The sequence below is a fragment of the Halomonas colorata genome (genome assembly GCF_014897985.1).
Lineage (GTDB): Bacteria > Pseudomonadota > Gammaproteobacteria > Pseudomonadales > Halomonadaceae > Vreelandella > Vreelandella colorata.
Window position 1 is genome coordinate 1 of record NZ_JABUZA010000025.1, and the last position, 21,411, is coordinate 21,411.

A 21,411-nucleotide genomic window follows, 5' to 3' on the forward strand; every position below is an offset into this window, starting at 1 on the left:
CCCAGCCCAGGTGTTTTTAGGAGAATATTCAGGAGCACTAGAAACCGCAGGTGCTGCACTTATTAGTTGAATTCAGGATGCCAAGAAGGTCAAGTCTGATCCTACTCGCTCTATTGTCCACGACCTTCCCATCAAGTTCGAAGAGGTTGAGACCCTAAACTCCAATATGTCGCCAGCACTGAAAAGAGCAGCGATCGTTTTTCTGGGAATGTTTGCATTCCTGATCTACGGAAGCATCAATCTCGGATTCTCTTTCTCGCAGATGTCGGCCACCTTCATTGCCATGGCCATCTTCGTCGGCCTGGCATACGGGGCAGGCCCCAATCGTATCTGCCATATGTTTTCTCGCGGCATGTCAGAGATGATGATTGCAGCGATGGTGATATTTTTCGCTCGCTCCATTCTGTTCGTCATGGATGAGTCACAGGTGATTGATACCGTCATCAATTATCTTGCCGGGCTCATTGGTGGAGTCAGTGGACAAGCAGGGGCGACGCTCATCCTCCTCGTGCAGACGACGATTAACTTCCTAATTCCATCTGGCAGTGGTCAGGCTGCGATCACCATGCCGATCATTATCCCTCTGTCCGACATTATGGAGGTCAATCGGCAGGTCGCAATCCTGGCTTCGCAGCTCGGTGATGGAATGTCCAACTTTATCTTCCCGACCAATGGTGCCTTGATCGCTATCCTTTCTGTAGCGGGTATTCCTTACCTCAAGTGGCTCAGGTTCTTCGGCCCGCTTTACCTCATTCTGTTCTCTACAGCAATTACGCTTGTTTCAATCGCCTCAATGATTGGCTATGGCCCTTTCTAACCTTACAGATAACAGAGGATTCTACATGCGTACCGAAAATGATGCCTTGGGCAGCAGGCAAATCGAGGATGACTACTACTACGGCATCCAGACCCAGCGCGCTCTCGAAAATTTTTCGATCTCGGGAATGACTGTAGCCGATATACCCCGCTATATCGATAGCTTACTACAAATCAAGAAGGCCGCGGCCATTGCGAACCACCGCGTTGCGGCGTTAAGTGATGAGCAACTCTCTGCGATTGTCCAGGCCGCCGATGAATTTATCGACTCGCACAAAGCAGCCCAGTTTCCACTAGACATCTACCAGGGAGGAGGGGGAACCTCGACAAATATGAATGTCAACGAGGTTCTCGCAAATCGTGCGAACGAGATATTGACAGGAAAAAAAGGTTACGAAGCGGTACACCCGAATACTCATATCAATATGTGCCAATCCACCAATGACGTCATTCCTTCGGCAATGAAGATGACTGCATACGGGGTACTAGGCGACCTCGAAAAAAGCCTTCTACGGTTCGCCGCAGACCTTGGCCAGAAGGAAGTGGAATTCGCAGGCGTGGTAAAGCTGGGAAGAACCTGCTTGCAGGATGCATTGCCTCTAACCCTGGGGCAGCAGTTTAGCGGCTACCGCTGCGCTTTCGAGCGATCGGCGCGCCTCGTATCGGAAGTACGTCGCCACTGTGTGGAACTCCCGATGGGAGGGACGGCCATCGGTACGGAATTCGGCACTTTTCCCGGATATAAAGAAGCGTTCTACCAAGCGCTCTCGGAAAATACCGGCATCCACTTTACTCCGGAGCACAACTTCTTTGATGGTCTTCAGAACGCCGATTTCTGGGTCTCTGTCTCGGCCGCCCTCAAGACGACAGCAAACTTGCTGAATAAGCTGGCCTCCGACTTGCGGTTAATGGCATCTGGTCCACGGGCCGGCCTGGCCGAGATCAAACTGCCAGCGGTCCAGCCGGGATCATCCATCATGCCCGGAAAAGTTAACCCCGTCATACCGGAGATGGCCATTCAGGTCTATTTTCGGATCCTGGGCAATGACCTCAGTATCACTCGTGCCTGTGAGGGGGAGCTGGAGCTTAACGTTTGGGAGTCACTAATTCTTAACTGCTTCTCTGAATCCAGCCGCCTACTGACGGAGTGTTTGCCACTATTTAGCAAGAAGTGCCTTGAAAAGCTCATCGCCAACCAGGAAAGTTGCGCTAAGGACGCAGAAAATTCTCTTGCACTCTCCACTGTCATTGCAACACTCTTCGATTATAAGACAGCGTCAGACATTGCAAAAAAAGCGGAACAAGATGGAAAGAGCATCTATCAGGTGGTCGTCGAGTCTGGATTACTTTCGGTTGAGCAGGCTTCTAAGCTTCTGGATCCCAGAGTACTAACCAGCCCAGAGTTGTTCCATCGGCTTTACAAAGGAAAAATTCATTCCTGATGATTTGACAGATATACCTTAAGTCTTCAGTGGAAGCTATCTTTTCGTTCGCTATTGATAATAGCCATAGGGATCAATAACTTGATATAAAAATTGTTAGATAGCTAGTCTTCGTGTATTGGCATTCTTAAATTATTCCATTGCAGACAAAGCAATTGATAGCCTGTAAGGGCCAGGTTGTTCTCTCCCTGGGACATGGGGAGGAGTGGCTTGGCCATCAGATTTTAAACCACTGGATCCCGCTTCGGATAAAAAAGGCCTGATTTCGGTACAGCACCGGACTCAGGCCTTTTAACTTGTTCTTGTTACGCTCGTGAGTTAATTCACATGCGCAGATATTCTCTCCAACGAGGGGAAGGGAAATAGCTCAGGCAAAAGGTTGAAAGAGGAAATAAGGAGAAGGGGATTATCCAGATACGATGTTCCTACAAGACCAGCACCGCCGCTTGCCGCTCAGGCGCGGTGTGCTACTCTAGGGAAAATGGTTGTGATCACCAGAGAGGTGGTGATATGGAAGAACACGACAAAACAAACGACTGGTCTGATGGCTGGCATACACGCGCCAATACTGGGGACTCTCTCAGAGTATTGCGTGATGCTGCAATAGGAGTTGCTAACTCAGCCGTAAAAACTGTCACCACTGGCGCCCCAGATCGCGAAAGTAAGCCAGACGGCTGGTCAGATGGCAGTCATGCCAACGCAAGCCCACGGAACTCCCTCAGTGAATTGCGGGACTCAGTCTGTGACACTGCCAAATCAACTGTCAAAACTGCCACTACGCGTGAAGGCTGGTGGAAAATTGCACGTGGCACTGGAAAAGTGATCGGTGGTGGTGTCACTGTTGCAGCCGTTGTCGCGCATGGAATGATGCAAGCTGCTGCTGATTCTTCTCCTGATCACTTGAAACATGGGCTTCTGGAAAATGACCTCATAGAAAATGATCTACTTGAAAACGATCTTATAGAAAATGGGTCTATTGGTGGTGATCGTACGTACCTCTAGAAGACAGTAAGAACATGGCCAGCTTTACTGGCCATGGCTTTAAGTTTTTCTTGGAACACTTGTACACCCACGATAAAAAGATTTCTCAGTCGTGGGCAGTTACACGTTTATATTCACAGACTCTTTTTCCCACCAGTCCCGATTGACTGAGCCTTACTTCCACCTGCCTCTCCTGCCCCCTTAGCTCCTTTACCACCATCGCCAGCTGCATTACCAACACTACTTCCAACTTTCATCCCAGCCCAGCCCAGCACGCCCACCCAAAGTGCTGGCAATACCATATACATCGTGCCTTCTACAAACATCAGCACCATGCGGTCATACATATTGTTGGCGGCTGACAACCAGCTCATTTTAGCGGCATCACTTTTATAGATAAGCTCTACTAGGTTGGAACTCATCCATCGAGCTACTTCCCACCAGAAGCTCAAGAACCAGGTAGCGAATAGCCCAAAGGTGGCGACTCCCGCTACTTTAAAAGAGTAACCGGAGATCAGCATCACAAAGGGCAAGCAAATCACAACGGCCATAACCAGTATCGACTGCACCATCGGTAGTGCCTGCTTCAGCATATCCAGGCCCGATAGGAACGGCAATGCAGCCACTCCCCCGCCAATTAGAGCACCTGCCTTAACAGTAGCATCCCCAAAACCACTTCCACCATCCAAGTCCCTGTATCCCACTACAGCCTGATTTAAATTGCCATTGGCAGCGCCAGAGCGGGGGCTCACCATCCGTCGAATGACGTAGTCTTCAGCATCTGAGCTTGTAAAGACACTGCGTATATCATCCCAAAGACCGGCATCTACCTGGCTATGCAATCTATCACGCAACCCCACATCACCCGCTGACCACCACTCAGAGCAAGTAGGATACCCATCTTGGCCTGGCCCGGTATTGGGTCGAGAGGCATCGCGTGTTTCGTTATATGGGAATCCCTGTACAGGACGCCCAGCATGGAAACTATCGTAGTAACCTTCTGTTTCCAGGAAATAGTTGCTGCCAATCCAGTCCACATCTTGGCTGCGGTTACTGTCTACGCTACCTGATTCCTGAAACAGCTTATTGCGTGCGGGACCAAAGCAACTTAGCTGAAACTCTCCTACTTCTCGCTGTAATACGGGATCGTCAATAGTCGTCAGGTCTAACTCCGTCCGGATCGATTGAAAGTCCGTCGAACACGGCATCGCTGCCACAGCTGCACCGGTAATGCCGTGAGATACTGCATGCACAAATGCCCACCAGACCGGAATGCTTGGCACTTTGCCATCTAAGGAGTTCAGCGTGGACTCTCCCCACTGCCCCTTCGATATTTGCTTCGTCCCACACTGCTGACTTCGCTGTAAATCGTGATCAACTGTCGTTAGTTGTACGGTTAAGATAGGTTGGCAGGTAAACAAAAGTACCAACGCCATCGCATAGAACCGGGTTTCAATGCGATTAACGCTCAATACACCTTTGTTTCCCTCATCATCACCTTCCTGGCGCGCTCGGTACCACTCAGAGACAATTAGGGCAATGAACGGAATAGCGGCCAGCCCGGTCTGGGTAAACACATCCCATAGGACGTTTTGAATCAGCCAGCCCAGCATAAGTAATGCATTAGAGAATAAATCGAATACGATTAGTGGAGCGTTTAACATTATGCGTCCCCCCCTAGCCAGCGCGGCAGATTCAGGACTTCAAATAGCAACACTAGAAGTATGGCTGCACGCTCTAATCGCCGAAGTCGATCCGTGGCATCAGGTGCATCGCCTAAGCGCTTTACTACTCTGGGTTTGCGGTAACGCCACCAGACGAACGCTATTGCCGCATAGAGTGCAACACGCCACATGAACAACCACCAGCCTGCCTCACGCCAGGCACTCTGAAATGCCGGTACGCTACCGGCGATTCGAATGCCGACTGAGGCAATAACACCGCTGATAATTACCAGCCCTACTAGCGCCACAAGGGCAACTAGCAGAGATGGCCATCGTTTAGGATGCAGTGAAAGTCTAGTCATTAGGGGGCGCCCTCGTTGTCATTAGTAGGACGCCCTCGGCTATCTAGCACCGCTCCTGGACGTGACCCTTCTCCTTGACTTGAACCAGCGGCACGATTGCTGGCCCGATCAAGGGCAATACCCGCAGCGCTAGACGCGAGTGCCTTGCGAATTTCCATCTCAGACTGCAGAGAATCAATATCACGATCAAGCGTTGCCAAACGGCGGTCTAACGCACTCATTCCAGGTTCATTGTTAGCGATTCCTGGATCGCTGGATCCAGCTAACAAGATACGCCGTGCCCAAATGGCTTTTGTTAGCGTTCTAGCCAGCGACATTTCGCTTGCTAAGCGATGAATAAGAAAACTACTTTGGGGATCATTACGAAGAGACTCGATCACACCGCGGGAGACAGAGAACCCATCTCCGGCAGAGACGTTACGCAGGTTTTCGGGTGTTGGCGAAGCACTACCGTTTACCAAGTCTACTAATCGCTGAAAAACGGCTTCCTGCTCTCGCTCCAGCTCTCTCATCAGCCCTGTGCCTGCCTGCGACTGTCGCTGTTCGCAGTTTTCACAGGTCTGTAAATCATCGTCGCCAATAACCAAGCGTGTCCATTCTGATGCAGATTCGGGGGTAGCCCAAACAGTACACATGCCACCTCGACACTCAGCACCACCGGCCCCACCGCCCGCCCCTGGTGTTCCGCCACCGCCAATCCATTGACCATTATTCGTCGGGACTGACCCCCACCCATTTCCACCACCTGAGACAGCCTCATTAGACGTCGGATCAGTTCGGCCATGCAGCAAGTTGTATCCTGCCCGAGCGGTATCTGTCACAACACGTATTGGCTCCTGCCCTTCGCCACCCCGCTTCTGTCCTCCTACCCAGGTAACGCCACGATTGCCACCGCTCTGCTCGACCTGCCGTTGTGCAGCGACGACATCGCTGGTTCCCTGCGCTGTTGATTGCCAGTTTTCAGCGACGGCCATCTGATGCAAGCCTTGTCCCATGGCAAGGTCGGCCATCTGATCAGCCATGTTCTGACAAGAGAGCTTTGACCGATCAAAATCCATACGCCCCTGAAGAACACCATTACTCAGCAAGTCATATAGTCCTGGATTCGCTCGCTGAATAATCATTGCCGGCAACGAGGCAACCGCTCCTTGAGCATTTTCTACAACTTGCCCCATCATGTTTTTAAAACCATCCGTCAAACCATTCAGCTGATTAGACACCGTTGCGCCAATATCAAAATTTCCGCATGACGCATTCATATTCCAGCTCACGCCAATACCGGTGGAATGAGGGTTATGGCCTCGACCCGCTGAAATAGAAAAAGGCGATGCACCACCAATCTGGTAGTAAAGCCGATCAGCAGATTGAGCATAAGAGCCCTGGCTAGCAATCAGCGTCATGGCTGCAGCGAGCGGCAACAAACTACGTGAGAAGAGTCGTTTCATGTTCGGGTTCTCCTTCCCTACCATCCTGTTTTACTTAAAAGATCTTCCCCACGTCGCTTGCAACAGCGATAGCGGCTCCACATAGCAAAGACGTAATCTCCATCCTCAGCCAGCCGATCGTGATAGGTATCTTGGGGACTCCGGTCCGGCCAAACTCGGCAGGAACGACTCATATTCGGTTGCAGCTGCTGCCACCGGTGATTACGGTTGCCTTCTACAATAGGGCCAGGTGGCCACCAGCCATCACGCGCGTTTTTGACCATCGGGGTATAGACGTGTGGCTGCCCGGTACGGGTCACAATATCTGCGCTCCGCTGAGCCATCAGCGCTGCAGCTTTATAATCATGGGTCTGACCAATAAAACCGCTTCGTGGATAGACATTGCCCCAAACGTCTCCGGTCTGCCCCAGCTCCCGACTGCCGGGAATCAGCGCCTCTGGATAAACGGTCTCAGGTATACCTGACCGCCATGCCAGAGCATCCAGCGTTGAGAGGTGGTACGGGCGGAATGGTTGAGAGGCACTTTGGCAGGTCAATCCAAACTCTCGTGCGAATTCGTTGAAAACTGTTGCTCCTGGGTGTCCGATTGCATCCGTGTTCTTAAATCGTAATGTTTGGTGGTACCTAGCTTCCCCTTCCGTGGTGTTTTGCCCACCGCCTATAGCACTAATGTTAGGAGCCAAGTCGAGTAACAAGTCAGGAAAGAAGTTGTACGACTCTCCGATCAAATCAGACCACGGGTTCTCCCCCGTATTTTCATAGCTGGAGACCACTAGTTCCGGCACATAATGTCGAACCAGCAGCGACGTCTGAACCCAGCAACCACTCTCGTCACATTCGAGCCAAATGCAGACCCCAACAACACTGTAATCTAGGCACTGGCTCGACAACGAAGAATTGACAATTGACTGCGTACTGATCGCATGAGCCTGCGGGGAGTGAATGCTAATTAGTAACCCGAATAGCCCCGCAAACATCACTGTGGGCAGTAGCTGCCTCAGTTTATTCATCATCGCGTACTCTCCCGCTGGCTCATGATATCCATGACCGCTGCGGTGACATCAGGCTGGCCATATACGACAAATTGTCCATCCACGACCACAGCAGGGAGTTTCTCGACGCGCAGCAGCCAGGCACGGGCCACTCCTGTATAGAGGTCTCCATAACGCATGACCACATGTTCCCACTCTGGAGAGTGCATACGCTCAAGCATCACATCTTTCGCAGCAGCTGAATCCTTGGGTAGCCCTTGCGAGATTTCAGCATCAAGACGAGCTGGAGCATCAAGCTCAATGACCGCGACATCATCAGGAACGTTACTCATGGGCATCCCTGCCGTGGTAAACACTTCAATGCTGTTGGTAAGGTCACTGATCGCCGGAGCCACATCGATCATTGCTGCTTGTCCCAGTACACTCATCGGTGACAAGGACAAAGCACTGACGGCCAGCGAGGTCAGCCAATGCCCCGAAGACCGCGAAGAAGAAAGGTTGAAAGGTTGTCTCAGCATGTCCATCACTCCAGCAAATTGACTGATCCAGCAAACCCTATTCATAGGTACTGACACAGCAGAAAACGTTAATTGGAGTCGATAGGTTTTCTGACACAGTCTCAATGGCTCAAGTAATGTTGCTCTGACTGGACGTGAGGAACTGCTACTCTATTGATCTATCCTTTCCGTTTGGCTGGAGCAATAATTGAAAATGCTCATCAGCACTGCCGCCTAGCCGTAGCGGGCAGCTGTTCTCACCCCCTAATCCCGCGTTTTTCATCAAGTCGACGAGCAATCTCAATGGCTGCATCAAGCTCGGAGCAATTAAGCTCACGCATCACGCGATCACGTTCGGCTTTTTCATCTCCCTCCGTACCTGCTAACGCCAGGTATAAACTGGGAGGTACAACGCGGAACAATGCCTCTAAGCGTGTCGATAAGACGACGCCTTCGGTGTACTTCTTATTGACTTTGGTGGCCGACAGCATCAACTGTCGCTGGGAAGGTGTCAGGCTCTTGAAACGGGCCACCTGCTCGACTTCATCAGGCGGCATCGTTAGGCAAATCCACCACTCAACCATGTTCAGCAGTTTTTCTGCCGCAGCAGGGAAATCCTCTAAGTTTTGAGTGGCAAACCAGAGCCAGTGGGAAAGCTTACGGCCCATCTTGCCAACTTTGACAAAGAACGGGCTGAGCAGTGGATTCACCGTCACGATATGGCTTTCATCAATCGCCTGAACAATGGGACGACCAGAGAATTGCTCGCGCTCAGCCAGATTGGTGATCATATTCGTGATCGAAATAACGGCCAGAGCTAGTTGGGCTTCATAGCCTTCCCGCGAGTAGTGGGCCAAGTCGATGATAGTAACGTCGCATTCAGGCCACGCATTACCAGCACGGTTAAATACTTCACCGTCAAAACCGTCTACAAACAGGCCAAGGCTTTCGCCCATCTCATAAGCGCGATTATGGGCCGACTCCGGCAGTTCTGGGTCAATTGCGATCTCACGAAATGCTTGCCGTACATCTTCTGTCAGACAAGCACGGCCAGACGCATGAGACGTACGAGCAGCTCGATAAATTGCATCACGCACCATCCTTCGGTCTGCCCTACGGAACTGAGCTTCCTCCTTGGGATCTCCCCCTGTGATCATCAAACGGGCGGCGATTTCCATTTCCCCCATCAAGTCTCGTTCGTCACTCTCCTTGTCATCATCATCCTTAACGAGGGTATCAACAGAGGCTTCTTCGTAGGGGTTATGATCTTCGCGGTCACGTTCTAATCGAGCAGCTTCCATCTCTGCATCCAGCAGTCGATGAGCCTCTGAAAATGGAGGCAAGCACGCACCAGAGCCTGGTGCCAGGCGCACCTTGTTTACCGTCATTCCCTTGCGCTGAAAGTAGTCACCTAACATGCCAAAGGAGTTGCCGACCTCAATGACAAAGAGCCTCGGACGATGAATGGCCATCACTTGGCTGAGAATACCGTTCAACGTTGCTGATTTACCTGCACCGGTGGGCCCAAAAATCAACATATGCGCATTGGCCGCTCGGTCATCCAGGTTTAGCGGGTCAAAATTAAACGTCCCACCACCACGATTGAAAAAGCTAATCCCCGGATTCCCTGTACCCTTGGCACGCCCAAAAAGGGGCGCCAAGTTGGCAATATGCTGCACAAAATTCATCTGTGTGTACCATCTAGAGCGATCTAGCTCAGGATCGTACGCCATAGGCAACCATCTCAAATAACTATTGAGAGCAGCTACTTCATCTTCAGGATCGACCGGTTTTAGGTGGGCGCTGGTCAATCGCGTCGTTAATTCAAGGAATCGCTTCTCTAACTCACGTTCATTGGCACCATTTACGTAGAACACAAGAGACGACTGATACAGCTTATGATCGTCACCTAAATAACCCCGTGCCTTATCGCAATCCTCTCGAACTTTTTGAGCCTGCACAGTGCCGCCAACGGCTTTCAGGCGAAGCTTATCAAGCTGATCTTCAAGTCGCTCCTGGGGCGTCGCAACGACAGTCAAGCAAGCCTCAGTACCTTCAGGCAATAAATCCAGCAACGCATTTGATATTTTTCCGCCGCTTTTACCATTAGTGCGAGTTACCTCTCCGGTGATGTGTCCAATTTTGGGCACCTGTCGCATCTCTTCAACAGGTACAACGGCATGAGGCATTCCATCAAAGTACCAAAGCCCGCGTTCAACATCCCCATGAGGTGAACTGGCCAGCATACCCTCTGCTAAGTCGTATTGGGGCAGGCGACCATCATCATCAGGGTAATCAAACACATTGTAAAAACGTTGAGGATCCTCTGGAGAAATACGGGGGCGAGGATTAAAGCGTGGCATCAACCAACGATGAAAGTCTCGGCCATCATAGCGTCGAAATGACAAACCAGCCGGCTGAAGCGAAGTCACCAAGCGATCATAAACATGATTCACAGCATCTTCTGGGTTAGTCGAGCGCGCCTTTCGCTCTCCCATTTTTACTTTAGCGCTACCTAGTCGACGATACAGCACTAAACGAGTGCGCCGTGTCTGGCCACGCCACTGAGTTTGAGTGACTCGATCATCCTCAAATAACCCACCAGGCTTTGCGATCGCACGCATATGAGCATCCATGCTCGCCAGCCATGCTTTTGTAAACTCGGTATCTAACAATCCAGGACGCGCGTAAGCGCGTAAGTTTTCTAAGTCGGGACGCGGATCAGTATCATCGCGCACATACAGTTGCAGAACCCACGGATGGTGATCGTGCTCAGGCAGACAGTCTTGAAGTGCTGAACAAATAGTGTCTCTGACAGTTTCCAATGCCTCTTCACTACGGCCCTCTGTTGGGACAGGAATAATCTCCGCCACAACTCCCACTGATACGCCATCTTCTAGCAAAAAGCAGCCTGACTCGGAGAGATACTCAACCCAAGGCAAACGTGACGCAAAACTAGGCGCTCTACGGTAAGCCAAACGCAAGCTCTCTTCGGTTATCGGCCTACCTCGCGGTAATGAGAGAGGTCGACTATTCTCATCCGTCAATAGCGACTCTACTTGCTCCAACAGCGGCATTGCCATCTGACTAGCCGCAGCTTTATCACTTTGGCCAGCCGTATTCTCACCTTTACCAGTTGGTGGAAATAAATTGCTCATAAACGTATTAATGGCTGACATCACACTCTCCTGTGATCATTGCTACCTGCTTGCTTCTACCAATTCAAAACTGACATGGCCACGTGTTGGCTTAGGAAGACTAGGTCGCGCTGTCTCACCTGGCATCGCGTATTGAGGGCGTGAATACAGACTGAAGACAGTTGAATATCCGGGTATTGGCACAGGGTCGGCCCCCGCCAAATGCGGAAACACATACATCACCAAATCAGGGTTTGGTAACCGTGAAAACTGACTATAAATCTCGTTAGCGGCTGAACGGGTGTAATCAATCCGTTGATCAGTCAATGCACCATCGCCGATGCCACGGCGTAGCTCACTACGCGTGTCCAGCAGCCCTCGTTGCGTCAAATCATTGCCCGCACTACTGGCACCGCCTTGTCGCCACAGCTCTTGCATTGCAGGCGCACCTTCTACATCCCACATGTCGCCTTTTGACGTTGCACAGCCACTCAGCAGGCTGATACTCATCGCCAACAACACCACACCACTAATCGGTTTACGGCATGTCATAGCCGAGCGAAAAATCGCGCTCATAATGGACTCTCCTGCCCTGGGTTTCGTAATCGATCTGCAACTCACGGTCGATATGAATAGCCACATCCTGGCCTGGCGGCACGAAGACAGATGCAAATGCCTCCCCGTACAAACGGTTAACCCAGCGAGACATATCATTTACACCAGACGCCATGATTTGCTGAGCAGCCTGACTCCCTGACATCGCTGTACTCACACTGCCATCAGTGTTAAATGTCGTGGAAATATCATTATCGTCACTCATGAGTGTGGCCACACCAGCACCGGCGGCAGTTAACAACGCCTGAGTGCCCAAATACTGCTTCGCATTACTGCTGCGCTGACCAGCAATACACGGGATACCGATTTGGTCTGAAAGCCATCCAATTTTTACGCGTGACGACTCATTACCCCCTGAGTTCACATCCTCAGGTTCAGGCAATGTTCGAACAGTGCCATCTTCGAAAACAAACGTTATGGAATGAACATCACCGCGAACACACGATAGTGTCCAATCCCCCGTAGCAGTCCCACTCATAATGGCTGACTGTACCTCTGGGATTTCAATGCCATTCGCCGTCAAGTTATCGGGGCCAACGATCACTTTAAATGGGAAAGGGTCTGTCACTGTGCCATCGACAGGAACACGGCCAATTAAGGCCGTCATCGATAGCGACCCCATTAAGGTAGAGTTCTGTGGCACTGTGTACACGGGCTTAATGGTCGATTCCGGAGGTTGACCGGTGACTCTACTCTCTGCCGCATCGGCAGCACGTTGAGCAGCGCTACCAACTGCATTAGCAGCTTCTCCAAATGATGAAGGGAAGATCATCTCATCCTTGCTACGACCACGTGTTGGGGCTTCTCGTGCATCGATTGGATCGACCCATAGCATGCTTGATTCAGGTCTCGGTGTTGCTCCTCCATTTTCTAAACCCAGACCAATGGGCAACTCCTCGTCTGTCGAATCCATCCTCTGCCTAAGCTGGCTCAACTCCCGCTGAACCGAACTCAGCAGACTCTGATCTTGACGACTGCGCTGCCTCTCAGCTGTTTGCAATTGCTCTCGCTCAACACGCAGGGCCTCTTCAATCTGCCTATCAATGTTCTGATTACGTGCAGTCATTCGCTCAGCTTGAATACGAAGGGCCTCGCTCTCAGCTTGAGAATTTTCCAGCTCGATGCGCATAGCTTGCACTTGCCCAACCAACGTGGCCACCGTGTCCTGAGGCGTGTCACCCTCAACACCCAGCGCCCGAAGTTCATCTTGGGTCAATTGCAAAGTCGGGTCGCCCTGCTGGTTTTGAGTTGATCCTGTCCCTGAGCCGCTGCTGCAAGCCCGCAGCATCACTAAGATCACAATGATCATGAACACGGGAATTAGAATTTTCAGTAACCCATTGCTCTTAAGTGTCATGTTCTACCCCATCTTCCACTGCAGAGAGATGCAACATCGACTGAGCCAAGCTAGCTCCTCGCGTCACGATAAACAGTGATGTTGTATCTTCTACACTCCCCTGGGGACCGATACTTGGATGCATAAAAGATGCACTAAAGAACTCTCCCTGCAACCAGCGTGGATCCAGCTCAAATGCCCGAGGATCATTGTTGGTGAGACGTATCGCCGTCACCGTGTATCCATCGAGAGTCCAAGCTGCCAATGGCTTAGCCGTCACCGGCAAGGCGGGGATTAACGTTGGTAAGGTCTCTGGTAGGCGCATGGGAACCCGACGAACACCTGGCATTGTCTCCACTGCTCGCATAGGTGCATACAAGGACTGTGCTGCGTAACGCGTTAGCGCGACAGGCACTGGAGGTAATGCAATGCCTGCCTGTTCCTGCTCCGATTCCTGCTGATCAGTCTTCTTCGGCGTTGACGGCTGTGACTCTTCTACTATCCGGATATCCTCGTCACTAGCCCCCTCACGAGCCGACAGATCTACTAGCAGTATCTCCCCACTTTCAACATCTTGCAGTTGAACCCTCTGGCTATCGAAAGCCTCATGAGCGAGTAGGTACAATACGCCGCCTGAACTTTGAACCCTAAGCGTCTCCGCACTCGCTATCGGACCTGGAAGCCCAACACGAACATTTCTATCCAGAACAACTATGCGTTCAGTACCCACGGGTAGGGGAATGTCCATCGGCCGCCGGTCCCACTCAACAAGTTCAACACCTAACGTTGGCAACGACAGCATCATTCCCACTGCCAATAGTACTCCCCTGTGAAATAGAGTCACGAAGCACCTCCTTCCTTAGGCATTGATAAACGTTGGGGAATCTCGTCAAAACAATCAATCTGGAGACCCCAGGGATTTGACGCAGGATCAACATCAGCACGCACCACTCGCAGCGGGTAGCGGATGTAAATATCTCGTACAGGCGTCCCCCGATACTGTTCGTCGATAGCTAAATCCAGCGTGACGACCCACGAATCACGACTGATTACGTCAACAGCTTCGGGCCGATAACCCCGTCCAGGTATCTCGTAGATCCCACGAACCCGGTTATTCAACTCGTTACTATTACGTCGCCGCTCATATTCACGGTTCAACTCAATCTGGCACGACGGAGTGAGAAAATTCTGATAGGAGTAAAGATTCTGGCGGTAATCCTCCTCACCATTGGAGGGCCACCGATTGATCTGCTGCCACACGTAAAATGAGAACGCATAAACATTCGATGGATCTACTTCCCACCAAGCCCTTGTGCTACCGCTACGCAGATCAGGTGGGTTATGGATAGTTAAGTCTGTAGGTGCTGATTTCCACCCCCACCACATCATCGTACAAAGGGCGAGCAGAGCAGCGATGATCAAGCGCAATGTCAGAATATGAGAGTCCCGAGCAAATAAAGCATGGCGGTAACGACTCATACACGACCTCCCTGTTTATTTCTCTCTCTATGTATCCTGTAAACGCTGGAGCGAGTAATCAGCGTTTTCCCATTACCGATAGGAAAGCCCGCACTAGCCAACTTCCAGTGAATATGACGATAGAGCCAAACGGTGCTTCGACCGCGCCTCAACCTGCGCATTACCGTGCCACCGAACCATAGAAAAACCCCAGCGGTCAGGAACGCAACTGTAGGCACCATGGCAAGCATTCCCAGTAGCCAGCCGCTAGCGACCCCAACGGGCAACCCAACCCCAAATCCCATTAGAGCCATCAATCCAACCTCTCGTCCGGTCATCCCTCGGAAGACAACAGGTGGCTCATTCAGCCGTTTGGGGATAAACGCAATCGTCGACATGATGCCTACTCCTGCTCCTGATTAACTGGAATTACTATGACTGAGACAGAATCGGCAGGGCTTCGGTAGCCAACCAAATAATCGCTACGATCAGTACAACCCCGACGACGACAGTCACAGTAAATTTGCCCCAGGTTTCACGCTCCCTGGCTTCTTTGAATGACGCAATAGAAGAGGCCCCGACTATCAGAAACGCCACTACACACAGGATCAGCCCGATCAGCGCCCCGAAATCATACAAATACCCCTGCAGAGTCGAAATCAGACCACCATCTCCTTGAGAGGGCTCTTCCAGAGTAGGAAGCTGTGCCATCGCCAATGCAGGCAAACTTAGGACTAGCGCCACACCCCATGACAAGAACTGCTTAACACGATTAAATCCAATAGCTTTTAAATGTCGCTTCATAAGTAACTTACTCCGTTAGTTACGCTTTATTGATTAGCTACTCACTTGGTAAGCAGCAGCGTTCACACTCACTGGGGGCTTATGCGCTCGGCAAAAACACCCAGTAAAATATGATCAGTAGCAACACGGCTCGCAGGCACGCGAGCGCGAATGTGTTGTCATCAACTCGTTCTTTGGCCCAGCCCTTGTACGCGGACAGCGCCGCCCACATCGCCCACAGAATGGCGACGACACAACCAGTTCCAGCCAACACCAAAAAGATGGTGGACGTATCAAAACCGGCTGCAGCCTCAAAAAAGTCACTCGGTTGACTAGCATTCTCCCCCGCCATTAGCGCAACTCCTTCAAATAGTCCCCTGACAGTGGGACAGGAGTCCGGGGAGGCAATCGTGGAGGTGCGAGATAGCCATCAATCCCCTCGCCAATGCGCTGCAGATCTCGACGCAATTGATCCGTATCGAGATAAAATCGGTGGCTCGCGGGGTCAGTAGCGGCTTGACGGTTTTCTAACCGTTTGACGACCACATCGACCTGATCAAGCTGGGTCTGGATTATCGCCAAGTCACGACGCAAGATTTCGTCACGCACCTCATCGCCTAAAACGACACCAGGCAATACGGCGGCAAGCGCGAAGGTCAATCCAAACACGAATGGACGACGTATCAGGGAGAGTGAGTGCAACATTGGGTCAGCTCTACAATGTGTGTGCGAATCATGGTGAGCTAACTGCAATGTCTGTAAACGCGATAATGTTAATCACGCATCAAATGTATTTTTAATTTTTGCACGCGAACTAACGGATTCTTGACACTGATAACCGTCTCGATAGCATGGAGTCTGCTCGTGCTGTCGAAGGCAGCCCGGTGGTCTCAACCGGCACCAATAGAGACACCCACCCAAAGCTCCCTCAACCTCATGAAAAGGAGCGTCGTTTAGGCGATTTGAGGTAAGACTTCACACACCACCCATTGGGGAGACATCTCCCCAATGGGTGGATGTCTCCCCATTTTTATGGAGAGAGACTATGATAGACACAATAGCGTTTGCGGAACGCTTGAAGTCAGAAGGCTTCACAGAGCAACAGGCAAGGCACCTTGCCAGACTGGAGATTGAGCGTGAGGAGCGCATCATGACCAAAAACGATTTAGCCAACTTGGCCACCAAGCAGGATATAGCTGATGTAAAGGTCGAAATGGCTGATATGAAGTCTGAACTGAAGGTCTTGAAATGGGGAATGGGGATAGTGATCGCTGCTGTCCTGATCCCCGCACTCAGGGATTTACTGTCTTTAATAGGCTAGACCCTTAACTCACTCTTAAAGCGCTCCATTCGGAGCGCTTTTCAGTTCAAACAACCCATTGGGGAGACATCTCTCCAATGGGTTGAGTCTCCTCTATACTGATGAAAGGAGACAGGAGATGACGATGTACGCCATCGATACACTGGAATTTGCGAAGCGACTACGCACCGCAGGACTATCACAAGAGCAATCTGAGGCGATAGCGGAGGCTCACGGCCAAGCCTTTCGCGAAGCGGCCGAACATACGTTGGCCACCAAGCAGGACTTGACTAGCCACCCCACGACTAAAGATGTGGAGCGACTCCTTCGACCCTATACCACCAAGCAGGACTTGGCTGAGTCCAAGTCTGAACTAAAACAGGATATTGCTGAGGTTAGATCTGAGTTCAAACAGGATATGAAAAGCTTGGAGTTGCGTATAACGACCCGATTGGGTGCCATGATGGTAGCAACGACAGGTATTCTGCTGGCCGCTATTCGCTTTCTATAATTTATCCTAAAGCGCTCCTCTTTGGAGCGCTTCTCTGCCCTACAGATACTTCTTGAACGACCCCGTCGCGATACTAATCAATACCCCAAATAATGCAGCACATGGCAACAAGAAGACGTTGGGATGGATGGCAAACGGTACGCTGAGGTAGCAAATCCACCCAATCACAAAGATTGGCCCCACCATTTTCTTTGCATGATGGTACACAAAGGCAGACTCACGTCCGGCCCCAAACCGGCGCAGGTCTCGCCTTACCAACCCATCAACAAATCCCACCAACGCGGCTAACGCAAAAAGCGGCGATGTTAGTACCAGAATCACCACTCTAGTCAGCGTCATTAACGTTACATAGATAGCCGCCTGGACATAGTCGGCAAGAGCTCCAAGCCAACCGCCATTGTTTCGGTTACTCTCCAACAAGCTAATAATGCCTGTTTTTACAAAGCTCCACTCATACACAAGCCCAACGAAAGAGGTTGCAGCTTCAATCGGCCGTGAAACGATTAGTGACCGGCTAAACTCACTATCAAGCCAGCCCATTTCTCGCTCCATAGTCACGCGTGCATGTTCAGCCCCAGGTTGTGACCACCATTGAAAGTAAATGCCAACCCATTCAATCAGGATGGAGCAAAAGAGCGATACCAACAAAATAGCTAGCAGCTGGAAGGGAATGCCGAGCGTCTTTGAGAATAGCCCCCCGCGCTTCTCTTGGGTGCTTCTAGCCGAATCAGTCGCCATTAGCTTCTTCCTCTATCTCACTGCCAGTGCTGCCCCCCGGGGGATGATAGATAGTACGGTTGCCGTTCTGGAACTCAGCTGGCACCTGAAAGCTTACTGGCGGTGGCATTACCTCCTCCCACCAGCGTTCCCCCGTGCTGTACTGACTACGCATTCCTTCGGCAATGTCGTGAATATTACTGGGAATATTCTTGCCCTTATCCGGTAGTGGCAAAGGCATACGAATTTTCCACAGCTGCCCGCCTTCCATCAGTGCAAAGCATTGCCCCTTAGGAAGGCTCACAACATCAGCGGACTCCAACATTGGCACTTGCACCGTACTAATACGATCTCCACCGGAGCTGGTAAAGTCGACGCCCGAATCAACATCTGAGCTATCACCAGCCATCGACACCATCATTCGGCTAGCCACATTCACTTTACGAAGCTGATCGGTCAGGGTACGAGCCGTGCGTTCTTCCCGCACTCGCAGCATGAAGAGGTTGTTAAAGTTACCGATCACCTGCCCCGCTTTTGCAGCATTCCCGATACGTGCCTCAATATCAGATATCGTCTGGGTATAGGCCGTTACCTGTATTCCCGCACCGCCCCCCTTATTGATCAGCGGAATGAATTCATCGCCCATCAGTTCGTTGAACTCATCGCAGTGCAGATTGATTGCGACCTTGCCGGACTTACCACCAGGCACGTCAGGCAATCCATCATCAATACCGTGTTTGTAGATATGACCTGCGACCGACACCAGGTCGGCAAACATGGAGTTGCCCACCGCCTGAGCCACCTCAAAGTCACTAAGGGCATCAAGGCCAATATAAACAATTCCTCGCTTGCGTATGATCTGCTGCCAATCGAAGATCGGCCTAGGGTCCTCGATGTTGTGATAGTCAGGAGATAGCAGTTCAGCAATTCGTCCTGACGTGAGCTTTTCCAGCAGTGGCAGTAATGACGCAACAATTTTGTCAAAGTAGGTCTTGTCATAGCGAACAGCAGATCGCAGCCCCTCCAAGACAACATCACGAATCTTAAACTGCTGCAGGTACTGCTCAATCGCGACGACACGCTTGTCACGACCTTTCATCGCCATCGGGATGTTCTTGTCATTCAATTGAGTTTCAATACCACTGATGACTTCCCAAGCATTAGGATGGTGTTTGGTCAGCGTATTCTGAGCATATTCAATCAAGACGCCGTCGATATTCACTACGTCTGTAAGAATCTGTTCGTAGTTTGGACGTTGCCCTAACGCATGCCTAGCACGTGCAACAATGTTAACGAAACGCCAGGCAAATTCTCTGAAAGCTGCACTGTTGCCCTCTCCGGACAGTTGACCAGCTATACGAGTCGCCACTTCCGAGATTCGCCCAAATCGACCCACTGCGTTATATCGAGCACTCATCTCTGGGTACCCAAGATGAAACACATAAAACTCATCGCCGCGACCGGCACGAAGCGCTTCGATGTACATTCGAATCATCAAGTCCGCATCACCTTTCGGATCGAAGCAGATCACTACTTCGTCTGTGGCGCGTGCAATGTCCTGTGTGATCATCACTTCAGCCAAACGCGTTTTTCCAACCCGCGTCGTCCCCTCAACCAAGGTATGGCCAACTCGCTCTCCCAGTGGGAGCCTGACATCAATTTCTTTCCACTCAACGGCATGTAACGCCGCAATACCACCAACGGGAGGTAAAGGTCGGAATGGATTCAAGGCGCTGTCCGCGCTCAACAAACGGATGACAAAGTAGAGTGACCGCACCCGCTCTAACCGGTTTTCCATCCGACGCGCCCAACGATAAAGCCCCGAAGGCCTCACATACTTCGCAGATTCGGGCTGTTGACTTTCATGCAAGCGTTGAGTGTGTCGAGCTTCCCAACGGAACCCCTTGCCAAGCCACAAGCTCCGTGTGCTGACAGGTATCTGGTCGCTACGCAGAGCAAAGCGCGGCAAGCGACGCATGTTGCGGCGATAACGCAACACAATCCACCCCTGCCGCCAGCGATAAACCCCAAACGATAAAAAACCTATCCCCATGCCGATACCAACACTCGGAGTCAACGCGAATGCCCAGGGGGCAAAGACACATAACAGGGCGCACAAGAAACAGACAACCGCAGTATTCAACTCCACAGCAGGACGCAATAGCGCTTCTAAGGGATGCTGCTGTTTCACCGGCCCTCCTCCGCAGGAAATTTATTTTTGTTTGATGATAGGTTCAGATTGGCTATTACCTGACACGCTATATCTTGCAGCCGCTCATAACTAATGTGGCCTAGAATGGTGGTATAGAGTTGAGCATCATAGCGACACACTGACGCAAAGCCTTTAAATAAGCCCCCTAACTCGTCTTCATTATCGGGCATGTCACGAAGAACTAAGATCAGCGCACAGATATGCTTATCGCGGCCTTGGAAGGCTTTTGGAATCGCATTCTCTCCTAGGCTATGCGTCAATGCGTCTACTAACTGCCAGTCTTTAGTCGATAATGATTCGGTAGCAACGGCTATCACCAGTTCATCAAACAGCTCAGTGGACATTACTTGATCAATTAACGCTTCAGAATCAAGCGGTCGGCTCAAGCGGCGAAACGATAGCGCCGCCATGCGAATTATCCGTTCAGCAAACAGCAATTGAAATGCACTATCTCCAGTGTTCGAATGGCTGTACCGAGGTACTTCCAGAGCATCAAATACAGAAGCAGGTAGTCGACAGGTCGTCATAGAATAGAGTCCTTATTGCTCAAGACGTGACGCGGTAATGAGAACGGGATAGTGAGAAATCCCAACTCGCCCTGCCAAGTCATCCCCAGATACGGGCCTAAGCTCCAGCCCCACTGCAGCACGTCTCAATCGCTCAAGCCCTTGTAAATCATCGACATTTACGACCAACCCTACCGCATACATTGAGCGCAAAATGTCACCTCGCTGTTCTAGCCAAGAAAGAGAGAGCGCATCATCCCCAACTAAAAAGAAGGGGGTTGTTCCAGGCGGCAGCTCTAACGCTCGCGACTCAACCCGTCCCGGCGTCAGTAACGAACTAATCACAGGCACCATGTCTTGTTCACTCATGGAAAACGGCGCCTGAGGCTCTGAAACATATCCTTCCGACTCAGGTACACCTGCCATGCCAATGGCAACAAAATATGGCCTAGCTGGCTCACCCCCATGATCAGCCACCACCGTCAATTCCGGCATTAAGTCAGCGGCCACATCACCCACCTCAGATGATTGACTTGCCATCATTGCGGGCTGCGCCATTGCCGGTGAGCAAACCACTACCGTGGCTAGCGCACCTACGAATGAGAGTGCCAATCGCATAAACGCTACTCGTTTCATA

At 51.2% G+C, this 21,411-nt stretch carries 23 protein-coding genes; 5 read left to right on the forward strand and 18 right to left on the reverse strand.

The features are described from left to right. Positions 1-70: 70 nt before the first annotated feature. The 3 genes from INT33_RS12880 to INT33_RS12890 all read left to right on the forward strand — a co-directional run bounded on the left by INT33_RS12880 (position 71) and on the right by INT33_RS12890 (position 3,260). A complete protein-coding gene (locus INT33_RS12880; RefSeq protein WP_193092094.1) occupies positions 71-817 on the forward strand; it encodes a Na+/H+ antiporter NhaC family protein in 747 nt (248 codons plus the stop codon). A gap of 25 nt (positions 818-842) precedes the next feature. Then, the gene (locus INT33_RS12885; RefSeq protein WP_193092052.1) at positions 843-2,258 is read left to right on the forward strand and encodes an aspartate ammonia-lyase; all 1,416 of its coding nucleotides are present in this window, start codon (positions 843-845) and stop codon (positions 2,256-2,258) included. A 510-nt stretch (positions 2,259-2,768) separates the two neighbouring features. Then, a complete protein-coding gene (locus INT33_RS12890) occupies positions 2,769-3,260 on the forward strand; it encodes a hypothetical protein (RefSeq protein WP_193092053.1) in 492 nt (163 codons plus the stop codon). Positions 3,261-3,373: 113 nt separating this feature from the next. Here INT33_RS12890 and INT33_RS12895 read toward each other — a convergent pair whose 3' ends face one another. From INT33_RS12895 to INT33_RS12960, 14 genes are all read right to left on the reverse strand, one after another. Continuing rightward, positions 3,374-4,903, reverse strand: coding sequence for a conjugal transfer protein TraG N-terminal domain-containing protein (locus tag INT33_RS12895; protein ID WP_193092054.1), 1,530 nt, complete (start codon positions 4,901-4,903; stop codon positions 3,374-3,376). Continuing rightward, the gene (locus INT33_RS12900; RefSeq protein ID WP_193092055.1) at positions 4,903-5,265 is read right to left on the reverse strand and encodes a hypothetical protein; all 363 of its coding nucleotides are present in this window, start codon (positions 5,263-5,265) and stop codon (positions 4,903-4,905) included. Before INT33_RS12900 ends, INT33_RS12895 begins: the two co-directional genes overlap by 1 nt. Next, complete coding sequence (locus INT33_RS12905) at positions 5,265-6,710, reverse strand: integrating conjugative element protein (RefSeq protein WP_226940180.1); 1,446 nt, start codon at positions 6,708-6,710, stop codon at positions 5,265-5,267. The genes INT33_RS12900 and INT33_RS12905 overlap by 1 nt, the downstream gene beginning before the upstream one ends. A gap of 17 nt (positions 6,711-6,727) precedes the next feature. After that, positions 6,728-7,723 (reverse strand): TIGR03756 family integrating conjugative element protein, encoded by a 996-nt coding sequence (locus INT33_RS12910; protein ID WP_456065541.1) that lies wholly within the window; start codon positions 7,721-7,723, stop codon positions 6,728-6,730. Then, positions 7,720-8,220, reverse strand: coding sequence for a TIGR03757 family integrating conjugative element protein (locus tag INT33_RS12915; protein WP_226940181.1), 501 nt, complete (start codon positions 8,218-8,220; stop codon positions 7,720-7,722). The genes INT33_RS12910 and INT33_RS12915 overlap by 4 nt, the downstream gene beginning before the upstream one ends. Positions 8,221-8,456: 236 nt before the next feature. Beyond that, positions 8,457-11,378, reverse strand: coding sequence for a conjugative transfer ATPase (locus tag INT33_RS12920; protein ID WP_193092056.1), 2,922 nt, complete (start codon positions 11,376-11,378; stop codon positions 8,457-8,459). A 21-nt stretch (positions 11,379-11,399) separates the two neighbouring features. Continuing rightward, positions 11,400-11,912 (reverse strand): TIGR03751 family conjugal transfer lipoprotein, encoded by a 513-nt coding sequence (locus INT33_RS12925; RefSeq protein ID WP_193092057.1) that lies wholly within the window; start codon positions 11,910-11,912, stop codon positions 11,400-11,402. Then, positions 11,875-13,308 carry a TIGR03752 family integrating conjugative element protein gene (locus INT33_RS12930; protein ID WP_193092058.1) on the reverse strand — a complete coding sequence of 478 codons (1,434 nt, stop codon included), beginning with the start codon at positions 13,306-13,308 and terminating at the stop codon, positions 11,875-11,877. The genes INT33_RS12925 and INT33_RS12930 overlap by 38 nt, the downstream gene beginning before the upstream one ends. Continuing rightward, positions 13,298-14,131 (reverse strand): TIGR03749 family integrating conjugative element protein, encoded by an 834-nt coding sequence (locus INT33_RS12935; protein ID WP_319643928.1) that lies wholly within the window; start codon positions 14,129-14,131, stop codon positions 13,298-13,300. The genes INT33_RS12930 and INT33_RS12935 overlap by 11 nt, the downstream gene beginning before the upstream one ends. After that, the gene (locus INT33_RS12940) at positions 14,128-14,766 is read right to left on the reverse strand and encodes a PFL_4703 family integrating conjugative element protein (protein WP_193092059.1); all 639 of its coding nucleotides are present in this window, start codon (positions 14,764-14,766) and stop codon (positions 14,128-14,130) included. The genes INT33_RS12935 and INT33_RS12940 overlap by 4 nt, the downstream gene beginning before the upstream one ends. Continuing rightward, complete coding sequence (locus INT33_RS12945; RefSeq protein ID WP_193092060.1) at positions 14,763-15,143, reverse strand: TIGR03750 family conjugal transfer protein; 381 nt, start codon at positions 15,141-15,143, stop codon at positions 14,763-14,765. Before INT33_RS12945 ends, INT33_RS12940 begins: the two co-directional genes overlap by 4 nt. Before the next feature lie 34 nt (positions 15,144-15,177). Beyond that, a complete protein-coding gene (locus tag INT33_RS12950) occupies positions 15,178-15,549 on the reverse strand; it encodes a TIGR03745 family integrating conjugative element membrane protein (protein WP_193092061.1) in 372 nt (123 codons plus the stop codon). A gap of 79 nt (positions 15,550-15,628) precedes the next feature. After that, on the reverse strand, positions 15,629-15,880 hold the full coding sequence (locus INT33_RS12955) for a TIGR03758 family integrating conjugative element protein (RefSeq protein WP_193092062.1): 252 nt from the start codon (positions 15,878-15,880) through the stop codon (positions 15,629-15,631). Then, the gene (locus INT33_RS12960) at positions 15,880-16,233 is read right to left on the reverse strand and encodes an integrative conjugative element protein, RAQPRD family (protein ID WP_193092063.1); all 354 of its coding nucleotides are present in this window, start codon (positions 16,231-16,233) and stop codon (positions 15,880-15,882) included. The genes INT33_RS12955 and INT33_RS12960 overlap by 1 nt, the downstream gene beginning before the upstream one ends. Before the next feature lie 340 nt (positions 16,234-16,573). On the opposite strand from INT33_RS12960, the gene INT33_RS12965 reads away from it, so the two are divergent. After that, a complete protein-coding gene (locus INT33_RS12965; protein ID WP_193092064.1) occupies positions 16,574-16,849 on the forward strand; it encodes a hypothetical protein in 276 nt (91 codons plus the stop codon). A 118-nt stretch (positions 16,850-16,967) separates the two neighbouring features. Beyond that, entirely contained in the window at positions 16,968-17,339 is a 372-nt protein-coding gene (locus INT33_RS12970) for a CCDC90 family protein (RefSeq protein WP_193092065.1), read from the forward strand. 39 nt (positions 17,340-17,378) lie between these two features. Here INT33_RS12970 and INT33_RS12975 read toward each other — a convergent pair whose 3' ends face one another. Genes INT33_RS12975 through INT33_RS12990 form a run of 4 tightly spaced genes read right to left on the reverse strand, consistent with a single transcriptional unit; the run spans position 17,379 to position 21,410 of the window. Next, positions 17,379-18,077, reverse strand: a complete 699-nt coding sequence (locus tag INT33_RS12975; RefSeq protein WP_193092066.1) for a TIGR03747 family integrating conjugative element membrane protein — start codon at positions 18,075-18,077, stop codon at positions 17,379-17,381. Next, positions 18,067-20,247, reverse strand: coding sequence for a type IV conjugative transfer system coupling protein TraD (traD, locus tag INT33_RS12980; RefSeq protein ID WP_193092067.1), 2,181 nt, complete (start codon positions 20,245-20,247; stop codon positions 18,067-18,069). The genes INT33_RS12975 and traD overlap by 11 nt, the downstream gene beginning before the upstream one ends. Then, positions 20,244-20,795: a hypothetical protein gene (locus INT33_RS12985; protein WP_193092068.1), complete on the reverse strand. Its 552-nt coding sequence runs from the start codon at positions 20,793-20,795 to the stop codon at positions 20,244-20,246. Before INT33_RS12985 ends, traD begins: the two co-directional genes overlap by 4 nt. 12 nt (positions 20,796-20,807) lie before the next feature. Further along, the gene (locus tag INT33_RS12990) at positions 20,808-21,410 is read right to left on the reverse strand and encodes an integrating conjugative element protein (protein WP_226940182.1); all 603 of its coding nucleotides are present in this window, start codon (positions 21,408-21,410) and stop codon (positions 20,808-20,810) included. Between the last annotated feature and the right edge of the window lies 1 nt (position 21,411).